Origin of the sequence: Trinickia acidisoli, assembly GCF_017315725.1 — a bacterium.
In the GTDB taxonomy this organism is placed as follows: Bacteria; Pseudomonadota; Gammaproteobacteria; order Burkholderiales; family Burkholderiaceae; genus Trinickia; species Trinickia acidisoli.
Genome location: NZ_JAFLRG010000002.1, coordinates 1,009,720 through 1,030,009, shown reverse-complemented (window position 1 = coordinate 1,030,009; position 20,290 = coordinate 1,009,720). Strand labels below are relative to the sequence as shown.

Annotated in this window: 17 protein-coding genes; 11 read left to right on the top strand and 6 right to left on the bottom strand. The window is 61.9% G+C overall.

Annotated elements, in window-relative coordinates; translation table 11 throughout:
* Nucleotides 1-193: 193 nt before the first annotated feature.
* From J3485_RS23035 to J3485_RS23025, 3 genes are all read left to right on the top strand, one after another.
* Nucleotides 194-1,642: a helix-turn-helix transcriptional regulator gene (locus J3485_RS23035; RefSeq protein WP_206956625.1), complete on the top strand. Its 1,449-nt coding sequence runs from the start codon at nucleotides 194-196 to the stop codon at nucleotides 1,640-1,642.
* A gap of 28 nt (nucleotides 1,643-1,670) precedes the next feature.
* A complete protein-coding gene (gene sctC, locus J3485_RS23030) occupies nucleotides 1,671-3,581 on the top strand; it encodes a type III secretion system outer membrane ring subunit SctC (protein WP_242538895.1) in 1,911 nt (636 codons plus the stop codon).
* A 158-nt stretch (nucleotides 3,582-3,739) separates the two neighbouring features.
* Nucleotides 3,740-5,095 carry a Fic family protein gene (locus tag J3485_RS23025; protein WP_206956624.1) on the top strand — a complete coding sequence of 452 codons (1,356 nt, stop codon included), beginning with the start codon at nucleotides 3,740-3,742 and terminating at the stop codon, nucleotides 5,093-5,095.
* A 74-nt stretch (nucleotides 5,096-5,169) separates the two neighbouring features.
* Here the strand turns inward: J3485_RS23025 and J3485_RS23020 are convergent, their stop codons facing one another.
* The 3 genes from J3485_RS23020 to J3485_RS29325 all read right to left on the bottom strand — a co-directional run bounded on the left by J3485_RS23020 (nucleotide 5,170) and on the right by J3485_RS29325 (nucleotide 8,826).
* Complete coding sequence (locus J3485_RS23020; RefSeq protein ID WP_206956623.1) at nucleotides 5,170-6,669, bottom strand: hypothetical protein; 1,500 nt, start codon at nucleotides 6,667-6,669, stop codon at nucleotides 5,170-5,172.
* Nucleotides 6,670-6,743: 74 nt separating this feature from the next.
* Nucleotides 6,744-7,610, bottom strand: coding sequence for a hypothetical protein (locus J3485_RS23015; protein ID WP_206956622.1), 867 nt, complete (start codon nucleotides 7,608-7,610; stop codon nucleotides 6,744-6,746).
* Between the two features lie 415 nt (nucleotides 7,611-8,025).
* Nucleotides 8,026-8,826: a response regulator transcription factor gene (locus J3485_RS29325; RefSeq protein ID WP_206956621.1), complete on the bottom strand. Its 801-nt coding sequence runs from the start codon at nucleotides 8,824-8,826 to the stop codon at nucleotides 8,026-8,028.
* Nucleotides 8,827-9,345: 519 nt separating this feature from the next.
* Here J3485_RS29325 and J3485_RS23005 point away from each other — a divergent pair.
* The 6 genes from J3485_RS23005 to J3485_RS22980 all read left to right on the top strand — a co-directional run bounded on the left by J3485_RS23005 (nucleotide 9,346) and on the right by J3485_RS22980 (nucleotide 15,934).
* A complete protein-coding gene (locus J3485_RS23005) occupies nucleotides 9,346-9,945 on the top strand; it encodes an RNA polymerase sigma factor (RefSeq protein WP_206956620.1) in 600 nt (199 codons plus the stop codon).
* The gene (locus tag J3485_RS23000; RefSeq protein WP_206956619.1) at nucleotides 9,942-10,601 is read left to right on the top strand and encodes a zf-HC2 domain-containing protein; all 660 of its coding nucleotides are present in this window, start codon (nucleotides 9,942-9,944) and stop codon (nucleotides 10,599-10,601) included. The genes J3485_RS23005 and J3485_RS23000 overlap by 4 nt, the downstream gene beginning before the upstream one ends.
* Nucleotides 10,602-11,477 (top strand): substrate-binding periplasmic protein, encoded by an 876-nt coding sequence (locus tag J3485_RS22995; RefSeq protein WP_206956618.1) that lies wholly within the window; start codon nucleotides 10,602-10,604, stop codon nucleotides 11,475-11,477.
* A 74-nt stretch (nucleotides 11,478-11,551) separates the two neighbouring features.
* Nucleotides 11,552-13,678, top strand: coding sequence for an ATP-binding protein (locus tag J3485_RS22990; protein WP_242538894.1), 2,127 nt, complete (start codon nucleotides 11,552-11,554; stop codon nucleotides 13,676-13,678).
* Nucleotides 13,675-15,327, top strand: coding sequence for a hybrid sensor histidine kinase/response regulator (locus J3485_RS22985; protein ID WP_206956616.1), 1,653 nt, complete (start codon nucleotides 13,675-13,677; stop codon nucleotides 15,325-15,327). Before J3485_RS22990 ends, J3485_RS22985 begins: the two co-directional genes overlap by 4 nt.
* Nucleotides 15,302-15,934: a response regulator gene (locus J3485_RS22980; RefSeq protein WP_206956615.1), complete on the top strand. Its 633-nt coding sequence runs from the start codon at nucleotides 15,302-15,304 to the stop codon at nucleotides 15,932-15,934. Before J3485_RS22985 ends, J3485_RS22980 begins: the two co-directional genes overlap by 26 nt.
* Before the next feature lie 74 nt (nucleotides 15,935-16,008).
* On the opposite strand, the gene J3485_RS22975 is transcribed toward J3485_RS22980, so the two are convergent.
* Complete coding sequence (locus J3485_RS22975) at nucleotides 16,009-16,230, bottom strand: hypothetical protein (RefSeq protein WP_242538893.1); 222 nt, start codon at nucleotides 16,228-16,230, stop codon at nucleotides 16,009-16,011.
* A 490-nt stretch (nucleotides 16,231-16,720) separates the two neighbouring features.
* Here J3485_RS22975 and J3485_RS22970 point away from each other — a divergent pair, with 490 nt between their 5' ends.
* Nucleotides 16,721-18,292, top strand: a complete 1,572-nt coding sequence (locus J3485_RS22970; RefSeq protein WP_206956614.1) for a methyl-accepting chemotaxis protein — start codon at nucleotides 16,721-16,723, stop codon at nucleotides 18,290-18,292.
* Between the two features lie 237 nt (nucleotides 18,293-18,529).
* Here J3485_RS22970 and J3485_RS22965 read toward each other — a convergent pair whose 3' ends face one another.
* Nucleotides 18,530-18,832, bottom strand: a complete 303-nt coding sequence (locus J3485_RS22965; RefSeq protein ID WP_206956613.1) for a hypothetical protein — start codon at nucleotides 18,830-18,832, stop codon at nucleotides 18,530-18,532.
* A gap of 322 nt (nucleotides 18,833-19,154) precedes the next feature.
* Between J3485_RS22965 and J3485_RS22960 the strand changes: the two genes are divergently transcribed.
* Entirely contained in the window at nucleotides 19,155-19,343 is a 189-nt protein-coding gene (locus J3485_RS22960; RefSeq protein WP_206956612.1) for a hypothetical protein, read from the top strand.
* A 10-nt stretch (nucleotides 19,344-19,353) separates the two neighbouring features.
* Here the strand turns inward: J3485_RS22960 and J3485_RS22955 are convergent, their stop codons facing one another.
* The gene (locus tag J3485_RS22955) at nucleotides 19,354-20,208 is read right to left on the bottom strand and encodes a hypothetical protein (RefSeq protein WP_206956611.1); all 855 of its coding nucleotides are present in this window, start codon (nucleotides 20,206-20,208) and stop codon (nucleotides 19,354-19,356) included.
* Between the last annotated feature and the right edge of the window lie 82 nt (nucleotides 20,209-20,290).

Here is a 20,290-nt window from a genome sequence, read left to right as displayed (position 1 = left end):
CCGGATATTCATTTTTTTGGTTGAGAATTGTTGTGAGGATCCGCTGAGATTGTTGAAATTGGACGTGGTGGCCCTGGCTAATATCGACCTCAAGCAAAGCACCGACGCGAACGTTTCGCGACGATGTCGATTGCCAAGGCCTGAGCCCGATCGGCCGTCAAAAAAGTCGGGCGCACACAGCGAGTGTCGAGCTATGTATCCGACGGTCTATTTGGCGTTGTTGTCCGCTTTGAAATTCCGCAAAAGCCTGCCCCGCTATTGCAGCGCAACCCTCGACGGCGACTTTACGCGCGCCTATTGCGCCGTGGACGACGCGGCCGATTTGAGCGAGCGCGTGCATTCGCAGGCGCGCACCCGCAGCAACGAAGAACTGACGGCGCTGGCCGACGTGTCGCTCGTGCTCGGCAATTCGGAGGAAGCCGAAGATTACTATCGACGTGCACAAAAGATGGTCTGGAAGAACGACGATCAGCTTCGCATGCAATCGTGCCGCAACACGGGCTGGCTCTCGTTGCTGCGTGGCCGCTTGGGCGTTGCGCAGCGCAGCTTCGCGCGCGTGGTTTCCGAGCCGCAGGCGCACGTCGAGCAGCGCATCGAAGCCTATCTCGGCATGGCGCTCGCGCATCATCAATTGGCGCAGCAACAAGCGGCCGACGACGCACTCATCGAGGCGGCCGAATTGGCCGACGAAATCGACGAAACGCGCTTTCGGCTAGTCATCGAACTGCTTTCCCAAGAGTTCGACGTGCGTTTGAAGATTCGTGCTTCGCGCGCACTCGAGGACAATGCCTTCTGGCAATCGGCGCTGACGTCGATCTCGCTGACGGCGGGCCCACGCTCGCACCTCGAGCCGGCTTCGGCGATGGCGACGCGCCCGGCGCTGCTGTCGCTGCGTATCGAAGAGCTTCACTGCATGGCGCGTCTTGCCGACGGCGACCGCGGTACGCCGGCCACGGTGATCGCTGCGCGATTGAGCCGCGGCGCGCCGAATCGGCAACTCGCTTTTCGTGCGCGTCTCGACGTCGTGCTTGCCGCGCTTGCGGGTGGCCTCGACGAAATGGCCGCGGAGATGATGGATCACCTGCCCGCGACCGGCGAGCAACCGCACCGCGATTTCGACTACCTCTATTGCATGGCGAAAATCGCGGCGTACCGCGGCGATCTCGTCCGCGCGTTGAAGTTCTACTCGCAGTACACGACCGAAGCGCTGCGCTGCCTGCGAAACGAAACGACGACGTTGCGAAGTGCTCCCACGGCACGCCCGCGCGCCGCGGCGGGCGCGGTCAACGACGATGTCTCTGCGCGGCTGCCGGCCAAATATCGGCGCGCTTATCGGTACATCATCGAAAACATCGACCGCGAGGATTTGACGACGCGCGAAGTCGCGGCCGAGATGAACGTGACGATGCGTACGATTCAGCTCGTGTTCAAGCGTGCGCTCGGCATGACCCCATGCGCCCTGATTCGATCGCTGCGCCTCGAGGGTATTCGCGAAGCGCTGCTCGACGAGAACGGCCCGGCGCCATCGATCTACGACACTGCGGCGCGGTGGGGCTTGAAAAGCCGCTCGACGCTGGCGAAGGGTTATCGCAAGCACTTCAACGAATCGCCGTCCGAAACGATCGTCGCGTATACGCGGTGACGCCCCCATTCGCCTGGAGCACAACGAAATGAAATTGCCCGGACGCATGCGGCGCCTGAACGCGCTCGCATTCGCAATGCTGATCGCTGCCGCACTCGCCAGCCCCGATGCCTGCGCCAAACCCATTCCGTGGAAGTCGAATCACTTTCAATACGTTGCCGATCATAAGGACATCAAAGAGGTTTTGCGCGATCTCGGCGCGAGCGAAAACGTCATGACCTGGATTTCGCCACAGGTCGACGGCGTGGTCACGGGCCGATTCGACGAGACACCGCAGCGTTTCCTCGATCGGCTGTCCGATTCGTTCGGCTTCATTTGGTACTACGACGGGTCCGTCTTGCGGATATCAGGGCCGAACGAAGCACGCAACGCGACGATTGGGCTCGTGCATGCCACGACGGATGATTTGCGCGGTGCGTTGTCGAGGCTGGGCGTATCCGACCCGCGCTTTCCCGTCCTCTATGACGATGCGATGCGCACCGCATTGGTTTCGGGGCCGCCGCGGTTGGTCGAACTGGTGACCGATGTCGCGCACCTGATCGATCACGACGTTGCGCGCGGCGATGCGCCCGAGGTTCGCTCATTCCGTCTTCACTATGCATGGGCGACGGACCGCACGTTGACGATCAACGGGCAACCCGTCGTCGTGCCCGGCGTCGCCTCGACGTTGCGCAGCCTCTATCCCGACAGCCCGGGTGGGCGAGCCGCCGAGGCGCCCGCTATGCCGAGCGACGATGCTTATCGGCTGCACGATATTGGAGGAACGGGTTCGAGTTCGACACCGGGTGCGAACGGCCGCTCGTTTCCTCCGCTGCCGAATCTGTTCGGCGACAACGCGTCGGCGCGTTCGGCGGGCAACCCGCCTCTGCCGGCAAACATGCGTAGTGCCGATACGAACGCCAACGCATCGATGCCACCGCTTCCCGGCGGTGATTCGAGCGCCATGGGGACCGATCCTTCGTCGAATGCGACACGACCGGATGAGCCCATCATTCGCGCAGACGCACGCAACAACGCGATCCTGGTACGCGCTCACGCCGAGACGATGCCTGCGCTCGAGAAGCTCATCGCCTCGCTCGACCGTCGGCCCGGCGTGCTCGAAATCGATGCGAGCATCATCGAGATCACCGAGACGGGCTTGCAGGAACTCGGTGTCGATTGGCGCTTGCATTCGAGCCATTTCGACGTCGAAACCGGCAACGGCCAGAACACGCAGGCGGGTTTTCCCGATTCGATCAACCCGCAGGGATTTTCCGCACCGGGCGGCACGGGTACGATCGGCACGCTGTCCTCGGCGGCAACGGGCGCGGCGGTGGCCGCGACGCCCACGGGCAGCGTGCTGACGGCCGTGATCGGCGGCACGGGGCGATATTTGCTGAGCCGCATCAGCGCGCTCGAGCAGACCGACAATGCGCGCATTACCGCTAGCCCGAAGGTCGCCACGCTCGACAACATGGAAGCGGTCATGGACAACAAGCAGACGTTCTACGTGCCGGTCCAGGGCTTCGAGTCGGGTAGCCTCTATAGCGTATCGGCCGGCGTTGCGCTGCGTGTGTTGCCGAGCATCGTGTCGGGGCAGGGCAAACCGCAGATCCGGCTCGACGTGCATATCGAAGACGGCAATTTGACGACTTCGAACGTGGGGAGCCTGCCCGTCGTCAGCAAGAGCACGATCGATACGCAGGCGCTGATCGATCAAGGACAGAGCTTGCTCATCGCCGGTTATACCGTCGATCAGGACGATCGCAGCGAGTCGGGCATTCCGTTGCTGTCGAAGCTTCCTGTTATCGGCAGCCTGTTTCGCTTCAAGCATCACCAAGGGCAGAAGTTTCAGCGGCTTTTCTTGCTCACGCCGCGTGTCGTATCGGCTTCGCCGGATGATGCCGTTCCATGCGATGGATGTCAGCCGTCCGAATCTTTAGGAATGCTAACGAAGTAGTGGGGGAGTAGGGCCGCCGCAAGGTGCCATGCCTAGGCTCTGCAATCTGCTCAAATCGGCTCACGGCAGCGAATCTGCTCAGTATCTGCTCAAAACTTGAGGTATCTGCTCATTTTGGATAGTATTTGCTCAACTGTGAGCAGATACTGAGCAGATAAATGAGCAGAGTAACGTCGGCACTTATTCTCGACGCCTTCCAACGCTTGGCCCAGACGGGACACGTGGAGGTTTCCTCTACCGAGGTCGTCCACGCAACGCACGGTAGTTCTGCCACCGTCCGGCGTCACCTCGATGCGCTTTTCGGCAGCGGGCAACTCACACGTAGTGGCAAGGGCCGCGCAACTCGCTACCGGCTGGCCGCGGTGGCTGCAGCCGTCCCGACCGCCACCCCGCAAGAGACTCCCGCGGGCCCGCATCCGGTATGGTCGCCCGCAGCCGTTGAACTCGGCCGCAAACTCGACATGCCCTTGGCGGCCCGCGACCCGGTTACCTACCGGAGCGAATTTGTCGACGACTACGTGCCCAACAAGAGTTGGCTGATGCCACGAGACCTGGCCGAAGCGCTCTATCGTGACGGTCGCCTGGGCGGACAACAACCAGCGGGGACATACGCGCGCAAGGTGCTGGAGCAGTTGCTCATCGACCTGTCCTGGTCGTCCTCTCGTTTGGAGGGCAACCGCTACACCTTGCTGGCGACCGAGGACTTGTTCAAGCGCGGGACCGCCGGCAGCGACGCCGACGCGGTGATGCTGCTCAACCACAAGACCGCCATCGAGTTTCTGGTCGATGCGGTGCCGTTGCAGGGCCTCTCGACGGCGCTCATCCGAAATCTGCATGCCGTGCTCATGCAGGACCTGCTTGCGGATACCGAGGCGCTGGGCGTCATCCGCAAGAAGTTGGTCAACATCAGTGACACGGTCTATGTGCCAACTCAAGTGCCAGCGGTGCTTGGCGAGATGCTGGAGACGATCCTGGCCAAGGCTAGACTCATCAAGAACCCGATCGAGGCTGCCTTCTTTTCGTGGGTGAATCTGGCGTACCTACAGCCATTCGAGGATGGCAACAAGCGCACCAGTCGCCTCGCGGCAAACATTCCGCTGATGCTTTATAACTGTTCGCCGCTGTCCTTCCTGGACGTCGACCCTCACGACTACGCCCAAGCAATGCTGGGCGTATACGAATTCCTCGATGTCTCGCGCGCGGTGGACTTGTTCGCATGGACTTATCGTCGCTCGATGCGCAAGTATGTCGTCGTGATGGAGTCCATGGCAGCCCCGAATCCTCTGAGATTGCGATACCGGGAGCATCTGACCGAGGCTATCGCCCTGGTGGTTCGCGATAGAAGATCCGCGCAGGCCGCAATGGAAGAGCTGGGGCTCACCGAGGACCAAGCCCCGGGCTTCCAGGCAATGTTGCTCGACGAGTTGAGGAAGCTGGAGGTATTCAACTGCGCGCGGTACCGGCTGACGCTGACGGCCACGCAGGCCTGGATCGATGCCAACCGGCCGCACTGAGCGCAGCACGTGCCTAATGAAGGACCGGCCTCGCGAGCCGGTCCTTTTCGTGACACGAAGCGAACGTTCGCCGCTCAGGCGTCGCCCGTCAACTCGGCTCGGCGTTTCTTCGCGTCGTCCTGCCGCGACATGCCCGCTTGCAGCATGAACATCTCGAGCATCTCCTCGTCAGGCTGCCCGTTGGCGCCGGCAGCTTGGTTGGCGGTATTGCTCGAAGCATTCTGCGCATTGTCGGCTTGCTTTTCCTCTTTTTCCTTCTTGTCCTCGGTTTTGCCGGCGGCCGCTTGCTTGCTTCCGGCCGTGCGGCCCTGACTCCCGCCGCGGCCCACCATCGCACTCACGCGTTCGCCGAGCTTCGTCTTCGACGATCCACCCGCGCCGCCCGCGCTACCTTCGACCGAGGAGTGCGAGCGCTTCGAGCCAACCGAGAATCCGCCGCTGCCGGCGATGCCCATGGCACCCGCGGCTGCAATTTCAGCGTAAGGGGAGCCCGAGCCCGCAGCGCCCTCGGGCATGACCTTCGATGCCAGCGAGCCGAGCTTGTCCTCCGCCTCGTTGCTGACTTCCATCTCGGAGACGTTCTTGACGACGCCCTTGACCGTTTGCGTGACGTTGCCGTGCAACGCGCCGCCGATCGCTTCGTCGAGTTGCTGGCTGCCGATGTGCGCGTTGACGAGCGCCTGCGTGCCGACGGCCGCCATCGCGCCTTCGGGCGAGAGGTCCGATGCAACCTCGAGCGTATCCATGCCGGCACTACCGAGATCGCCGAGCGCGGCACCCCATTGACCATGCGCCGCGTCTTTGCCCGCCTGCACCGTGGCTTTGATCGCGCCTTCGGTTCCGTCGACGACCTGAGCGCCGACCTGGTCGACGCTCGACTTGACGTCGTTGGTGAGCGCGTTGTAACCCTTCTCGACCTTGCCCATCGCGTTGTCCAACCCCTTGCTCAGATGCATGTTCGCGAGCGAGTCGACGGTGGCATGGCCGAGCGCGGTGCTGGCGTCGTAGGCCGTATTGAATCCGTCTTGGGCAGTCTTGACCGTATCGTTGAGCGCTTGCTGCCAGCGCCCATGAACGAGATCGTCGCCGGTCTTGGCGAGATCTTTGCCGACCGTGCCGACGTCTTTGCCGAGCGTCGTGCCGACCATGCCCACGCCGGTCTTGATGCCTTGGCCGATTTGCTGCATGCCTTTCTCGGCCTTGCCCATCGCCGTATCCATCTTCTTGCTCAGATGCATGTGGGCGAGCGAATCGACGGTAGCTTGTTCGCCGGCCGTGCCTGCATCGTAGGCGGTTTTGGCGAGATCCTGCGTAGCTTGCATGGCTTGATTCAAGGCCTTTTGCAGATGGCCCTGCATGAGGTCGCCCGCCGCTTGCAGCGTGTGCTCGGCAACTTGCGCGGCGTCACTGACGAGCGTTTTGCCTACTTCCTCGACGCCGTTGACGATGCCTTTGCCGACTTTGGCGACATCCTTGCCCGCCGTTTCGAGCCCATGACCGACGTCCTTCGCGGCGTGCGCGATGTCACTGCCGACGTGCTCGAGCCCATGCTTGATTTTTGAAAAGATGCTCATGGCAATCCTTATACCGAGTAGCGCTATTCAAATGGGAAAAGCCGGCGCATCGCGCCGGCTCGTTCCGCCTGAGATCAGACGCCGCTGGCGCCCGACGCCTTCTGCTGATCCATGATCTTCTGCAGCATTTGCGTGATTTCGCCGAGCATCTGCACTTGGTTCTGCGTCGGACCACCGCCGCCGGAGTTGGAGCCGGAGCCGCCGCCGCTGGATTGGCCGCCTTGTGATTGCAATTGCTGGAGCATCTCCGTGATTTCCGCGAGCATCGATTCGATCGACTGCGGCTGATTCGCGCCGCCTGCTGCTGCGGGGCCGCCCGCGCCGTCGGGTCCGCTCACGCCGCTCGGGCCGCCGGCATCGCCCCCGCCTGCACCGCTTGCACCGCCGGCGTTACCGCCACCGCCGCCACCTGCGCCGCTTGCACCACCTGCGCCGTCGATCTGCTGCTTCAGCATGTTCAGGATTTCGCCGAGCACTTGTGTGATTTGGTCGTTGTTGTTCTGGCCGCTGCCCGTTTGGCTGTTTTGCGATTCGAGCTGTTGCAGCATCGTCAGGATGCTCTGCAGCGTCGAGTCGAGCGAGTTTTGCTGGCCGCCGTCCGCGGCGTCCGACGGACCACCGACACCGTTCGCGCCGCCTGCGTCCGCGGGGCCGCCTGCTGCGGGCGCGCCACCGCCACCCGCGCCCGCGCCTGACGGCGCGCCGCCACCGCCCGCAGCATCAGGCGAGGGGCTGCCGCCACCGCCGCCGCCGTTCGAATCCATGCCGGTTTGTGCGTTCTGCGTTTGAACCGCTTGGGCAAGCAGTTGTTCGATCATCTGCAGCACTTCGGCCAGGATTTGCTCGAGTTGCTGGGCCGAGTTGCCGCCGGACTGCGACGGGCTCGAAAAATCAAGCGAATTGATGCCCGAGCCGGATGAATTGTCGATTGCTACGCTCATGAATAACCTCGTCATCATGAATGGGGATGCGCACTGCCCGAGGGCAATGCGGGAATGTTTCGCCGCGCGACGAAGCGCCCACGCACGTTCCCGCTGGAAACACGGCGGCATGGCACATCGCTCGGGATCGACGATACGCGGCCGCTATCGGTCAGCTTCCTGGTATCGGCGAAGTCGTCGGGACATCGGCGAAACGAATCGGTGAAATCGATGAGCGAGCGCGCAATCGATATCGACAATCAGCATCGACGTTGATGGATTCGCGTCGATGTTGACGAATCGGTGTCCATGTTGACGAACGACGTCGGCGAATGTCATCGACGGTCGATGTTGATGGCGGCAATGGACGATCGACCACATCCATCATCGACGCCGATGATGGATACGCGATCTAAAGGCCGGAGGGAGATTGGATTCAGAATTCGGCCACTTTCATGGCCGGCAGGGAGTGATTCGGTGAAAGCTCCGCCGAGCCTGCGGAAGGGGCTTGGCGCGTCACTTCCGCGGACGCGGGCTCTTCATCTTGCGAAGCACCCAAAGCGGACAAGTCCAGTTTGTAGCCGAGCGCATAGACGGTCTTCAGATTTGCGCCCGCGGATCCCGCGACGCGCAATTTCCGGCGCAGCTTATAGACATGCTGCTCGATGGAGCGACCGGCGACGTCTTCGCACGAACCCCAGACACTGCTGGCGATCTGAGCGCGGCTCAGGAATTTTCCGGGGCTCGAAAAGAACAGCCATGCCATCGCGAATTCGCGTGGCGTTAGGGGAATTTCCTCGCCGTCGATCGTCAACGTGCCGACATCGCGTCGCAACGTATAGGAGCCAAGTGAGATGACATCGTCGACCTTTTCCTGCGTGCGTCGCTGCAGCGCGACATGTACGCGCAGGCGCACTTGCTCGAGATCGAAGCGGTTCGCGACGTCGGTCGCGCCCGCATTGATCCACCGCAGCATCGCCGACCAGTTGGAGAACGGCGTCAGTACGATGACGGGTGTACAGAGGTCCCCGTTGCAGTTGCGCCAGGACAGCAGCGAATTGACCAGCATCGAGTTGTTCTTCGCATCGATCAGCACCGCGTCGAATGCCGTCGTGCGCATTGCACGAAACAGGGGCAGTTCCGCATCGAACGCGTCGACCGCGATGGCCTCGTCCGCAAACGAGTCCGTCAGGCTGGCTGTCAGTTGATGATCTTCGGTAACAAGAGCGAATCGCACTTTACTCTCCATTCAGCGCGCTTCGTCGTCGAAGCGTCACGTGCACTAGCGGCGCCGCCTCTGCACCCGCGGCATCGGCGCCGTCCCATCAGACGGCGAAACCTACTGTCCTCTCACGACAGATGTTTCGTTCCGGAGATGCTCGCTTGTTCTGCGATGTCATCCCTAAAGGTGGGACGCGCTCGGTCGCGCCCGGCTTCGATGAATGAAGTCTTGTTGTCCGTTAGTGCCGGCGATCGTGATGCCGGATGCATGGGCGCCGCGCTAGTTGCGCAACAGGAAAAACGTGGCCCCCGAAATCCTTACGCGGCAAAATGGCCGGCAGTAAAGGATTTCATCGGGCCTGTGCATAGGTTGCGTAAGGATTTCCTTACATTTGAATCCGTGTTTTCCGATCTAAATTGTCAGACGCATAGGGCAAAGTGAAACTTGCGCCGGATCGATGCGCATGAGTTGCAACTTTTCTCACGCTAGTGGGTACCTACAGTGAAATATCGAATCGGGTGGATTCAGAACAGTATGTTGCCGATCGTCGAACCCACGGAAACACGGCCGCGGCCGGCCACCGCCCGCAGCAACGATGCGGACGACGTCGCGTTGCTCGAGCGCATCGCGGCGCGCGACAAGGCGGCGCTGGCCACGCTCTATCGCGAGTACCATCGCCGGCTCGTTCGCTTCTTGGTTCGCTTCACGCGTCGAGAAGACGTGATCGAGGAGGTCGTCAACGATACGTTCCTTGTCGTCTGGCAAAAAGCCCATGAGTTTCGGGCGCAGGCGCGCGTGTCCACTTGGATCATGGGAATCGCCTATCGCGTGACGCTGAAAGCGCTGCGACAAGGCGATCTACCCTTCGAGCCGTTGCAAGGCGAGCACGAGATGGTCGCGGGCGAGTCAATCGATCACGAGTTGATCGATTGGCTCAACAAGGGTTTGACGCGGCTCACGCCCGAGCAGCGCCTCGTGATGGAAATGGCTTATGTCATGGGACATTCGCTCGAAGAGATCGCCGAGATGACCGCCTCGCCCGTGAGTACGGTGAAGGCTCGGATGTTTCACGCCCGCGTGAAGTTACGCAACGTCATGCCGGCGCTGGCCGGCTTTGCCGAGGACGACCAGTGAAGAACATATCGATCAACGACGGTTCCGAGCGCACCCATCTGCGTGTTTGGGACTTGCTGCCATGGATCGTCAACGGGACCGCGTCCGACGCCGTCCGTCGCGACGTCGAGGAGCACGTGCGCGAGTGCGTCCCTTGCCGCGAGGAACTCGTTCGCCAACGGCGCGTACATGCGGCGATGAACGTGGCCGTAGACGTCGACCTGCCCGTCGAACGGGGGCTCGACCGATTGATGCAGAAAGTGCAGGCCGAGGAGCGGCAGGGAGCCCGCTACGCGCGTGCCGGCGGAGCGGCGCGCAGCCGTTGGGCTTGGGCCGCGTGCGGCTTGGCCGCGATGGTGCTGCTCGAAGCGGGTGGCCTCGTCGCGTTGGGCACATCCCCGCGGAGCCCCGCCTATCGCACGTTGTCTTCGTCCGATGCGAGATTGCCCCAGGCATCGATCCGGCTCGTCGTCGACTCTTCGATGACGGTCGGCAAGTTGCAGGCGCTGCTCGCGCCGCTGAATCTGCAGATCGTCGGCGGCCCGAACGAGGACGGCGTCTATTCGCTCGGCACGCTCGGCCCACGCCACGACACCGAGAAGATCGTCGCTGCGTTGCGCGCGGCCCCCGGCGTGCGCTTCGCCGAGCCCGTGGACGTCGCTCGCAGTGGGCAGTGAATGATTCGCGTTTCTCTCCATGTCTTGTCTGCGGCAATCGTTGGCGTGCTTGGATTGTTCGCGCCGTTCGCGCACGCCGAGCACTTCGACATCGTTTATCCGCGGTTCATGAGCGTCGACGATCCGAGGGCGGCCTATGCCAAAGCCGTTCTCGATCTCGCAATGCGCGAAGCCCATGCGGACTATACGGTTCGTCCGTCGCACGACGTCATGCAGCGCGAGCGGGCACTGCGCGAGTTGGCCGAAGGCCGCTCGGTCAATCTCGCTTGGGTTAGCATGTCGGCCGACGATGAAGCCAGGCTGCGCCCGATCCGAATGCCGATTTATCGAGGCCTGATCGGCTACCGGGTTCTGCTGATTCGTAAGGATCGCCAGGCCGAGTTCGATAAAATCAACTCGCTCGACGCATTGAAGGCGATGACGGGGGGGCAGGGTTTCGGATGGGTTGACACGGAGATACTTCGCGATGCCGGGTTGCATATCGACACGTCGACCTACGATTCGTTGTTTCGAATGACCGAGGCGGGCCGCATCGACTACTTTCCGCGCGGCCTCGTCGAAGCGTGGACCGAATTGAAGGCGCTACACGAGGCCAATCCAGATCTCGTCGTCGAGCGTCATTTAATGCTTGTCTACCGCTCGGATTTCATTTTCTATACGAGCAAGCGTGACGAACAGCTCGCGCGGACGATCGAATCGGGCTTGCGCGCGGCTTATCGCGACGGTTCGTTCCAGCGGCTGTTCGATTCGCAACCCTGCATTCGGACGGCACTCGAGCGCGCCGACCTCGGGCACCGAACGGTCATCTACCTCGACAATCGGCATCTGTCGGACGCGGACCGCGATATCCCGAACGAATACTGGATGCCCAACTGATCCGGTGGTCGTGAGGGTGTGTTTCTTCTGAAGCAAACATGAATTTCAATGCGTCAATTTCGAGGCGGCGCTTGATGGATCGTCTACGCGGCAGCGTGGTACTGCGGCTGTTCGTCGTCGTATTCGCGTTCAGTTGCATCGTCACGGTAGCACTGACCGCCGTGCAGCTCTATCGAGAGTACCGGCATGGCGTTGCGCTCCTGCAAGGGCGCCTTTCCGAGGTTGATCGCATCTATAGCGGTAGCCTTTCCGAAGCGCTATGGCGGCTCGATCGATCGGAACTGACGCTCGAGTTGGAGGGCATGCTTCGGCTCGACGGCATCAGTGCTGTGCAAGTGCGAGAGGACGGCGCCGATCCGATGATCGTTTCGGCGGGCCACCTCGTCGGCGCAAGCGCTGCGATCGCCCACGATTTTCCGATCATGCGCGAGGTGCAGGGCGCGCAACGATCGATTGGAATTTTGCACGTCGAGGCCACGCTGGACGATCTTTATCGCTCGCTGGCGCGTACCGCTGCGCTGATTCTCGTGAATCAGGCGGCCAATACGTTTCTCGTCGCGCTTTTCATTACGTGGCTGTTGAACCGGCTCGTGATGCGGCATCTAGTGGCGATAGCCCGAGCGGTCGCGCGTTACGATTATCGCGAGCTGCCGACGCCGTTGACACTCCACCGCCGCTCGGGCGGCGTGCCCGACGAGCTCGATCACGTGGTGTCAGCCATCAATGCGATGGCCTCGCGCGTGCACGGTGCGTATCTCGACGAGCTCGACGCCGCGGTCGAACGTGAGGCGAGACATGCCGCCGAGGCCGCGAACGGCGCCAAGAGTGCGTTCCTTGCCAGCATGAGTCATGAATTGCGCACGCCGCTGAACGGGATTCTCGGCTACGCGCAGATCCTGCGCCGCGACGGCTCGCTCGGCGATACGCAGCGCGAGGCCGTTGCCGTGATGCTGCGTTGCGGCGAGCAGTTGCTCGCGTTGATTCACGAGGTGCTCGACTTCGCGATGATCGAAGCGGGGCGCATGCGGGTCGAGATTACCGACGTTCCGCTGGCCGCAACCGTGAGCGCGATCAAAGAGGTGATCGTCATGAAGGCCGCGGAGAAGGGGCTTCGATTCGTTTGCAAGATCGAACCCGATGTGCCCGTCGGCGTGCGCGCCGATGAGCGCCGCCTACGGCAAGTGCTGCTGAATTTGCTGACGAACGCCGTCAAGTTCACGGGGCGCGGAACCGTCGAGTTGTGCGTGCGACGCAGCGCGTCGGGCGGAGCCGGGTTCGAAGTGCGCGACACCGGGTGCGGCGTCGATACCGACGAACTCGAACGCATCTTCCTGCCGTTCGAGCAAGGCAGGCGAAAGACGAGCCGCGACGGCGGCATGGGGCTCGGGCTTGCGATCAGCCGGCAGTTCGTTCGCGCCATGGGTGGCGACATCGCTGCCGATAGCGAGGTTGGCCGCGGCAGTGTGTTTCGTTTCGATCTGCCGCCGGCGATCGAGACGAGCGAATTCGCGCTGGCGCGAGACAGCGTGCGAATCGCAACCGCCTATGAGGGCCCGCGGCGCACCGCGCTCGTCATCGACGACGTCGAGGTCAACCGCGCGATCGTTTCCGATTGGCTGCGCAGCCTGGGATTTGCGGTCATCGCTGCGCAAGACGCTGCCGAAAGCTTTGTGGCCCTGACGCGATCGGACGTGTCGCTCGTTCTGACCGACATCGTGATGCCCGGCATCGACGGGCTCGAGTTCATTCGTCACGTGCGCGCGCTACCCGAGTTTCACGGCATACCGATCATCGCGCTGTCGGCCAGTTCGTCGGCAACGGATGTCGGCAAAACGCTTGCGGCGGGTGCCAATGCATTTTTGCCCAAGCCGCTGGACTTCAATCGATTGGAGACGGAAATCGCCGCGCTACTCGGGATCAAGTGGATCTATTCATTGCAACGTCATGAACAGACGCCGGATCTCGCGCAGCTCGCGAACGTCGTGTTGCCGACGCCGCCGGCCGAATCGATGCACGAACTGCACCAGCTCGCGCGCATGGGCGACATGCGTGGCGTGCGGGACTGGGCCGATGTGCTGAATGCAGGCGATTCCCGCTACGAGCCGTTCGCCTCTGCCGTGCGCACGTTTGCGCGCACCTATCAGTCGAAGGCGCTGCTCGCGTTCGTCGAGCGTCATCTACATGCGGGAGGGGTTGCGTGACTCAATTGGACGATTACCGCCCGCGTACGGCGACCGTGCTGATCGTCGACGATACGCCGGCTAACCTTGCCGTGGTCGTCGATGCGCTCGGCGAGCGCGGTTTTCGCGTGCTGATCGCGCTCGACAGCGCGGAGGCGATCGAGCGCGCACGCTTTTCCCAGCCCGAGTTGATCCTGCTCGACGTCAACATGCCCGGCATCAACGGCTTCGATACCTGCCGGCGACTGAAGGGAGATGCGCAGACACGCGACATACCCGTCATCTTCATGACGGTGGCCGATGGCATCAGCGACATGATCGAGGGCTTTCGCGCAGGCGGCGTCGACTATGTGACGAAGCCGGTACGGATCGACGAAGTCATTGCGCGAATGGACGTGCACCTGGCGATGCGCGAAATGCAAACGGCGCTCGTCGAGCAGAACCGGCAACTGCAGCAGGAGGTGAGGGTCAGGCAGCAGGCCGAGTTCGAACTCTCATGCGTTCGCGACGAGCTCGAATTGCGCGTGGCCCGCCGCACCGAGCAACTCGCACGCGCCAACGACGACCTGCGCGCCGAGATCGCCGAACGCGAACACGCGCAGGCGCGCTTGAAGCTCAGCGAGGCGCGCTTGCGCGAGATCGTCGAGGCGAGCCCCGTGCCGCTTTGCATCGGCTCGATCGCCAAGCCGCACGTCCTGTATGCGAACGAGCAGTGGCGGCAGTTGTTCGGCGTGGCGGAGCATGAGCAACCGAATGTCAGCATCAACGACTTCTACGTCGAGGAGGACGGGCGGCGCAAGCTGCTCGAGCGCGTCAGGCTCGACGGCAACGTGAGCGACACCGAAGTGTCCGTGCGCCGGCTCGACGGCACCACGTTCTGGGTTGCGATCACGGCGCGGCTGGCGACGTTTCAGGACGAGCCCGCGATCTATGTCGGTATCCGCGATGTGACGGAGCGCAAACGTATCGAGCAAGCGCTGTTGGAATCGCGAGAGCAGTTTCGTCAGTTGAGCGCTTACATGGAGGCGATACGCGAAGACGACCGCAAGCGGATCGCGCTCGAGATTCACGACGAGCTGGGTCAATTGCTGACTGCCTTGAAGATGGACGTATCATTGCTCAAGATGCGTTTGGGCGATGCGCCCGACTTGCTGGAGAAGGTAACCGGCATGCGCGATCTCGTCGAGCAGACGATCCTGATGGTGCGCAACGTGGCGAACCATCTGCGGCCCGCCGCGCTCAACTTCGGGCTTGTTTCCGCGCTCGAATGGCTGGCGGACGATTTCGGCAAGCGCACGGGTATTCCGTGCCGGCTCGTCTTGAACGCCGGCGAGCCCGAACTCGACGATGCGCATGCGACGGCGCTGTTTCGCGTCGTGCAGGAGTCGATGACGAACGTCGCGCGCCACGCGCGGGCCACGCGCGTTCACGTCACGATGATGCGTAACGAGCGCGGGCTCATACTGAACGTGAGCGATAACGGTTGCGGCTTCGATCCGGCGGCGGCCGGCAAACGCGATTCGTATGGCTTGCTCGGCATGAGCGAGCGAGCCAGGCTCATTGGAGCGTCATTGCAGATCGACAGTGCCCCCGGTTCGGGGACGGTGGTATCGATCAGTATTCCTGTCGAGAGTGGAAGAGAAGATGATCAAGATTCTGATCGCGGATGATCACGCGGTAGTGCGCAGCGGCTTGAAGCAGATCATGGCGACTGCTACCGACGTGACGGTGGTGGACGAGGCAGCGAGCGGCGCGGACGTGCTCGGCAAGCTGCGCGGCCGGGAAGTGGACTTGCTGCTACTCGACATTACGATGCCGGGTATCAGCGGCGTCGATCTGATTCGCCGCGTACACGGCGAATATCCGGACATGCCGATCCTGATTCTCAGCATCCATAACGAAGCGCAAGTCGTTTCACGCGCGCTGCGGGCGGGCGCGAGCGGCTACGTGACGAAGGACAGCGATCCCGAGGTGCTGCTGGCCGCGATTCGCAAGCTCGCGACGGGCGGGCGCTTCATCGATCCGACGCTCGTCGATGCGGTCGTTTTCGAGCGGCATTCGAGCGACGTGCCGCCGCATGAAATCCTCTCGGATCGCGAATTCGAGGTGCTGCGGTTGCTTGCGAGCGGGCGCAGCATCAACGATATCGCCGAGGCGTTTGCATTGAGCGCCAAGACGATCAGCACGCACAAGCGGCGCTTGATGCAGAAACTCGGGGTTGGCAACAACGCCGAACTCTTTCGTTATTCCATACGCCACGGTCTCGCGGCGCAGTGAATGCTTGCTTTTAGCGGGCGATACTAGCAGGCGATATTCGAATGGCCGGCACCTCGATGCCGGCGTTGCGCGATTCAATGCAGCGTACCGAATAGCACGCCGACGCCTTCGCGCGGTGTGAGCCCCAATTTGAAGTAGCTTTCGAGCCGCTCGACCGTTTCGTCATCGAGCTCATACGTCGAATGAATATGGCCGTCGGTCAGCGCGTAGTGATGCCAGTCCGCCAACCACTGGTGCAGTTCGAATTCTTCCCCTGGCAGCTCCGGCGAATCGGTGTTTAGGAACGAGGTGATCATCTTCGGCGTGCTCCTGTTCTCCGATTGAATGGGTGTGGTTCCGCGTTGCATGAGAACGTGTCGGTGCTGGTGCGCGGGTTTGCGTGCGAGATTCCATGCTACGCGTGTGTGCGCGCAGGCTCGATAGGGAGAAGCCGAAAGTATGGGTAAGGAAGGCTTGATTTCGCTGTAAGGATTTCCTTCCAAATCATATGAGGGGAATCGCACGAGGTGAGAGAAGGGGCGGTCGTTAAAAGTTAGAAGTCCTAATAAATAGAGGATTCATTCGCTCTAGCCGGGACGATTGCGGATTCCTGCGGCCGTTCGTCGTGCTGGGCGCTTTAGCGATCTGCCGCACGCTAAGGAATTCCTTACAGTGGTTTCAGCGATTCCCGGTTGCCGTTTGCCCTGTGCCGGTAAGCGCGGCGTGCCGTTTACCCATTCACGGGGAATAGGGTATGCGACACGCCCTGCTTCGTTTCGCCGAATGACAGTAAGAATCCACGGAGCCATGAAAACTTTTACCCAAACAATCAAATTCAAGATCATCGCCGTACTGAGCCTCAGCGTCGCGTTGCTGGCGATCGTCGGATCATACGGCGCGATCAACATCGCAAGGCTCGATAGCTTTATCACGGATTCATACGAAGGCAATACGCTGCCGATCATCGATCTGACCGACGTTCGCACCGCGCAGTTGGACATTCGTTTGCGGTTCCGCCGAATTGAACACGACAAGGCGGGTGCGGCGACGCCGCTCGACCAGGCGGATGCGGCGACATCGCTCGATCGCGTTCGCGACGATCTGCAGCGGATGAACCGCGCCTGGAGCCATTACTACCCGGCCGCCATCAGTGGCGAGGACGAACGCGCGATTGCCGACAAGATCAACGCGGGCATGCCCGATATGGTCGATATGACGCAAAAGGCGGTTTCGCTGTTTGCAAGCGGAAGCGGGGACGAGGCTTCGAAAATCGTGGATCGGCAAGCGTCCGCGTCCGCAGCCTCGATCGAGCTGATGGACCAAGACATCGAAGTGAACCGCAAACAGGCCAAGCAGGCGATGGTGGACGGCGCGGCGACGGCGCGAACCGCCGCGATCGTCGCATTCGCACTCGTGGCGGCGAGCGTCGTTGGGATGATCATCGCGGGTGTTTATCTCGTGCGGGCCATTTCGCGGCCACTCGGCAAGGCCATCGGTGTGGCCAACGACATTGCGCGCGGCCAGCTCGAGAATCGTATCGTCGTCGACGTGCTCGGTGAATTCGGTGAATTGCTCGAAGCGCTGCGGCGAATGGACGATCAGCTTTCGCACACCGTGCGGGGGATTCAGAACGCAGCCGACTCGGTCGGTGTGGCTTCGCGTGAAATTGCGAGTGGGAATACCGATCTCTCTTCGCGTACCGAGCAGCAAGCGGCCTCGCTCGAGGAGACGGCCGCGAGCATGACGCAATTGACCGAAACGGTAAAGCAGAACGCCGACAATGCACGGCAGGCGAACGGACTTGCCGTGAGTGCGACCGGCCTCGCCGATACCGGTAACGATGCCGTCCAGGCGATGGTCGGCACGATCGAGCAGATCAGCGGTAGCTCGACGAAGATTTCGGAGATCACGGGCGTGATCGAAGGCATCGCCTTTCAGACCAACATTCTCGCGTTGAATGCCGCGGTCGAAGCCGCGCGTGCGGGCGAACAGGGGCGTGGCTTCGCTGTCGTGGCAAGCGAGGTGCGCAGCTTGGCTCAGCGTTCGGCAAGCGCCGCCAAGGAAATCAAAGAACTGATCGTATCGTCGGTGGTGCAGATTCAGGACGGCTCGAAGCAAGCGAGCGAAGTCAGCGAAGCGATGGAGCATGTCAAGCGCGCCATCAAGCAGGTCTCGGACATCATCGGCGAAATCGCCGCAGCTTCCGACGAGCAAAGCCGCGGGATCGAGCAGGTCAGCGTGGCCGTTTCGCAAATGGACGAGGTGACGCAACAAAACGCGGCGCTCGTCGAGCAAGCCGCGGCCGCGGCGCAGTCGCTCGAAGAGCAAGCCGGCACGCTGGCCGAGGCGGTCTCGCAATTTCGGCTCGCGAGCCGTTGAGAGCGCAGTCGTCGGTGGCACGCGGCGGCAGTACGTCAGCATCGCGATTTAGTTATCGATATTTCGCTCGACGACACTCGCTATCGTTCCTAGCAGGCATCACCGTTGAGCCGCGAGATTACGCTGGCGGGTAAATCAACGGTAAGCCATCGCCGCTCCGATTAGCGATCGGAGCGGGCCGCAGGAGAACACCATGCCACCCCGTATCGGATCATCCTCTACGCCGCTCGGCGATCACTACCCAACGCCGGCGAGCAATAGCCCGTCCTCGGCATGGCCGCCGCCGAATACTCGAGCTCGACTGGGCGGCGGCGAGGCCGCGCTAGGATCGTTGACGCAACGAACGCGCACCGACAGCGCGGATGCGCCGGGAAGCGCGACGCCGCTGCGGCGCGCCGATTCGACGAGTCGATTGGCCGATTTCTCGCGCGCGGCACTCGAGCGGCAACGCACGATGCCGACTACGTCGAGAGAGCGATCGCAGGCGGCACGTTTGCTTGCTACACACGAGGATATGCGCACGAGCGAAAGCGAATCCATGCCTGAGGGCACGCCTTCGAGGCCGAGCTTGAAACCTGGTGGTGCGAAGTTGAAGCCGAAGCCGAGCGCAAACGCGAGTCCAAATAACGCGGCGCAATCAACGCCGATTCATGCACCCGCGCCCACCGCTGCGCCGGTGTATGGTTACCCGGTCTACGCCTCGCATTGGAGCGCATCCGGATATCACACACATGTCGTTGGGGCTCACCGGCCTATCGGGTTTTCCTACGGGTATGGCCACGACGCTTTCGGCGGGGCGCACGCGCATATCGGCTTTCATTATTTCGGCCGCCGGCACACGCTGCGCTTCGGATTTGGCAGTTTGACGAAGGACTTTCTTGCGGGGCTGCGCAGCGGTTTATTCAATCCGGTTGTTTATCACGCGCCACCGTCTACCGGTTACGCGGGCTACGGCTCGGCTAGCGCGGCTTATGCCGGCCATCACGTTCATGCGGCCGGCTATCGGGGGCATCGTGCCTATGCGATCGGTTATCCGGTCGGTTATGCGTGAGAACGCTGTCTCAATCCGCGGCACGCTCGGCTGAACTTACCGGCGAATCGGCCCGATCAGCCATTTGCGCCGCAATGTTCGAGAACTGGCGTTCGTAGCCTGCCGTATGGCCTGAACTGATGGCTACCCGCAGGTAGTCGTTCAGCGTTGGGTAAGCAGCTCGAACGTCACCGTAGGCTCCTACGCGCGCATACCACTGTGAGGGGTTGCCGAAGCCGATTTGCTCCAGCATCTCGCGCGCTTCGGAGAAATAGCGGACCATGTCGCTCACGGAGCCGTATTCCGCGGCTTCTTTCAATCGGGCAGCATGTGCGATCCCGATTCGTCGATTGCGGAAGTGGTTGTTCACGGTTTCGAATTCGTCGCGCCGGCATAGATTCGAAATTTCCACCGCGAGCGCCGGAAGTGACCGGGCAGCGTGCCCCTGAGTGTCGGTCGCGATTTCCGCTGACAGATGAATGCGGCGTTTGCCCGGATGCGTGAAGGCGTGAGGCATCTTGTTCATATCCGCCACGGTGATCGTGACACCCCCTTCCATGGCAACTTTTTGCAAACGTGAACGGAAGCTCGGTGATCCCCGATGGAGCGTTTGGAGCATGGCTATCAGCTTCGAGACTCGGGCGTCGTCGCCAGGGTTATGGATGTGCGCGCGGACCGCGCTCCAAGTATCTGCGGATTGCGGCACGATTTTCCGGGACATATTCGCGCTTTTACGCGGAAGGCCGGCCAAAACGCCGCCGGCCGCCAAGGCTCGCCGGCTGCTTGAAGCGGGCGTACCGCTGTCGGCGAGCACAGGCGTCACACTCGCCATTTCTTCGTAGCGAAGATTCTCGGTACTGCGTGTCTTGGAGAAGCTCAATCCCATCGTTACTCCGGGTGGTTCATTAGGGTATTCGTCCCATTGATTTCCCCGCGCTCCCGCCTTGGACCGCGCAGGCCATCAGCGA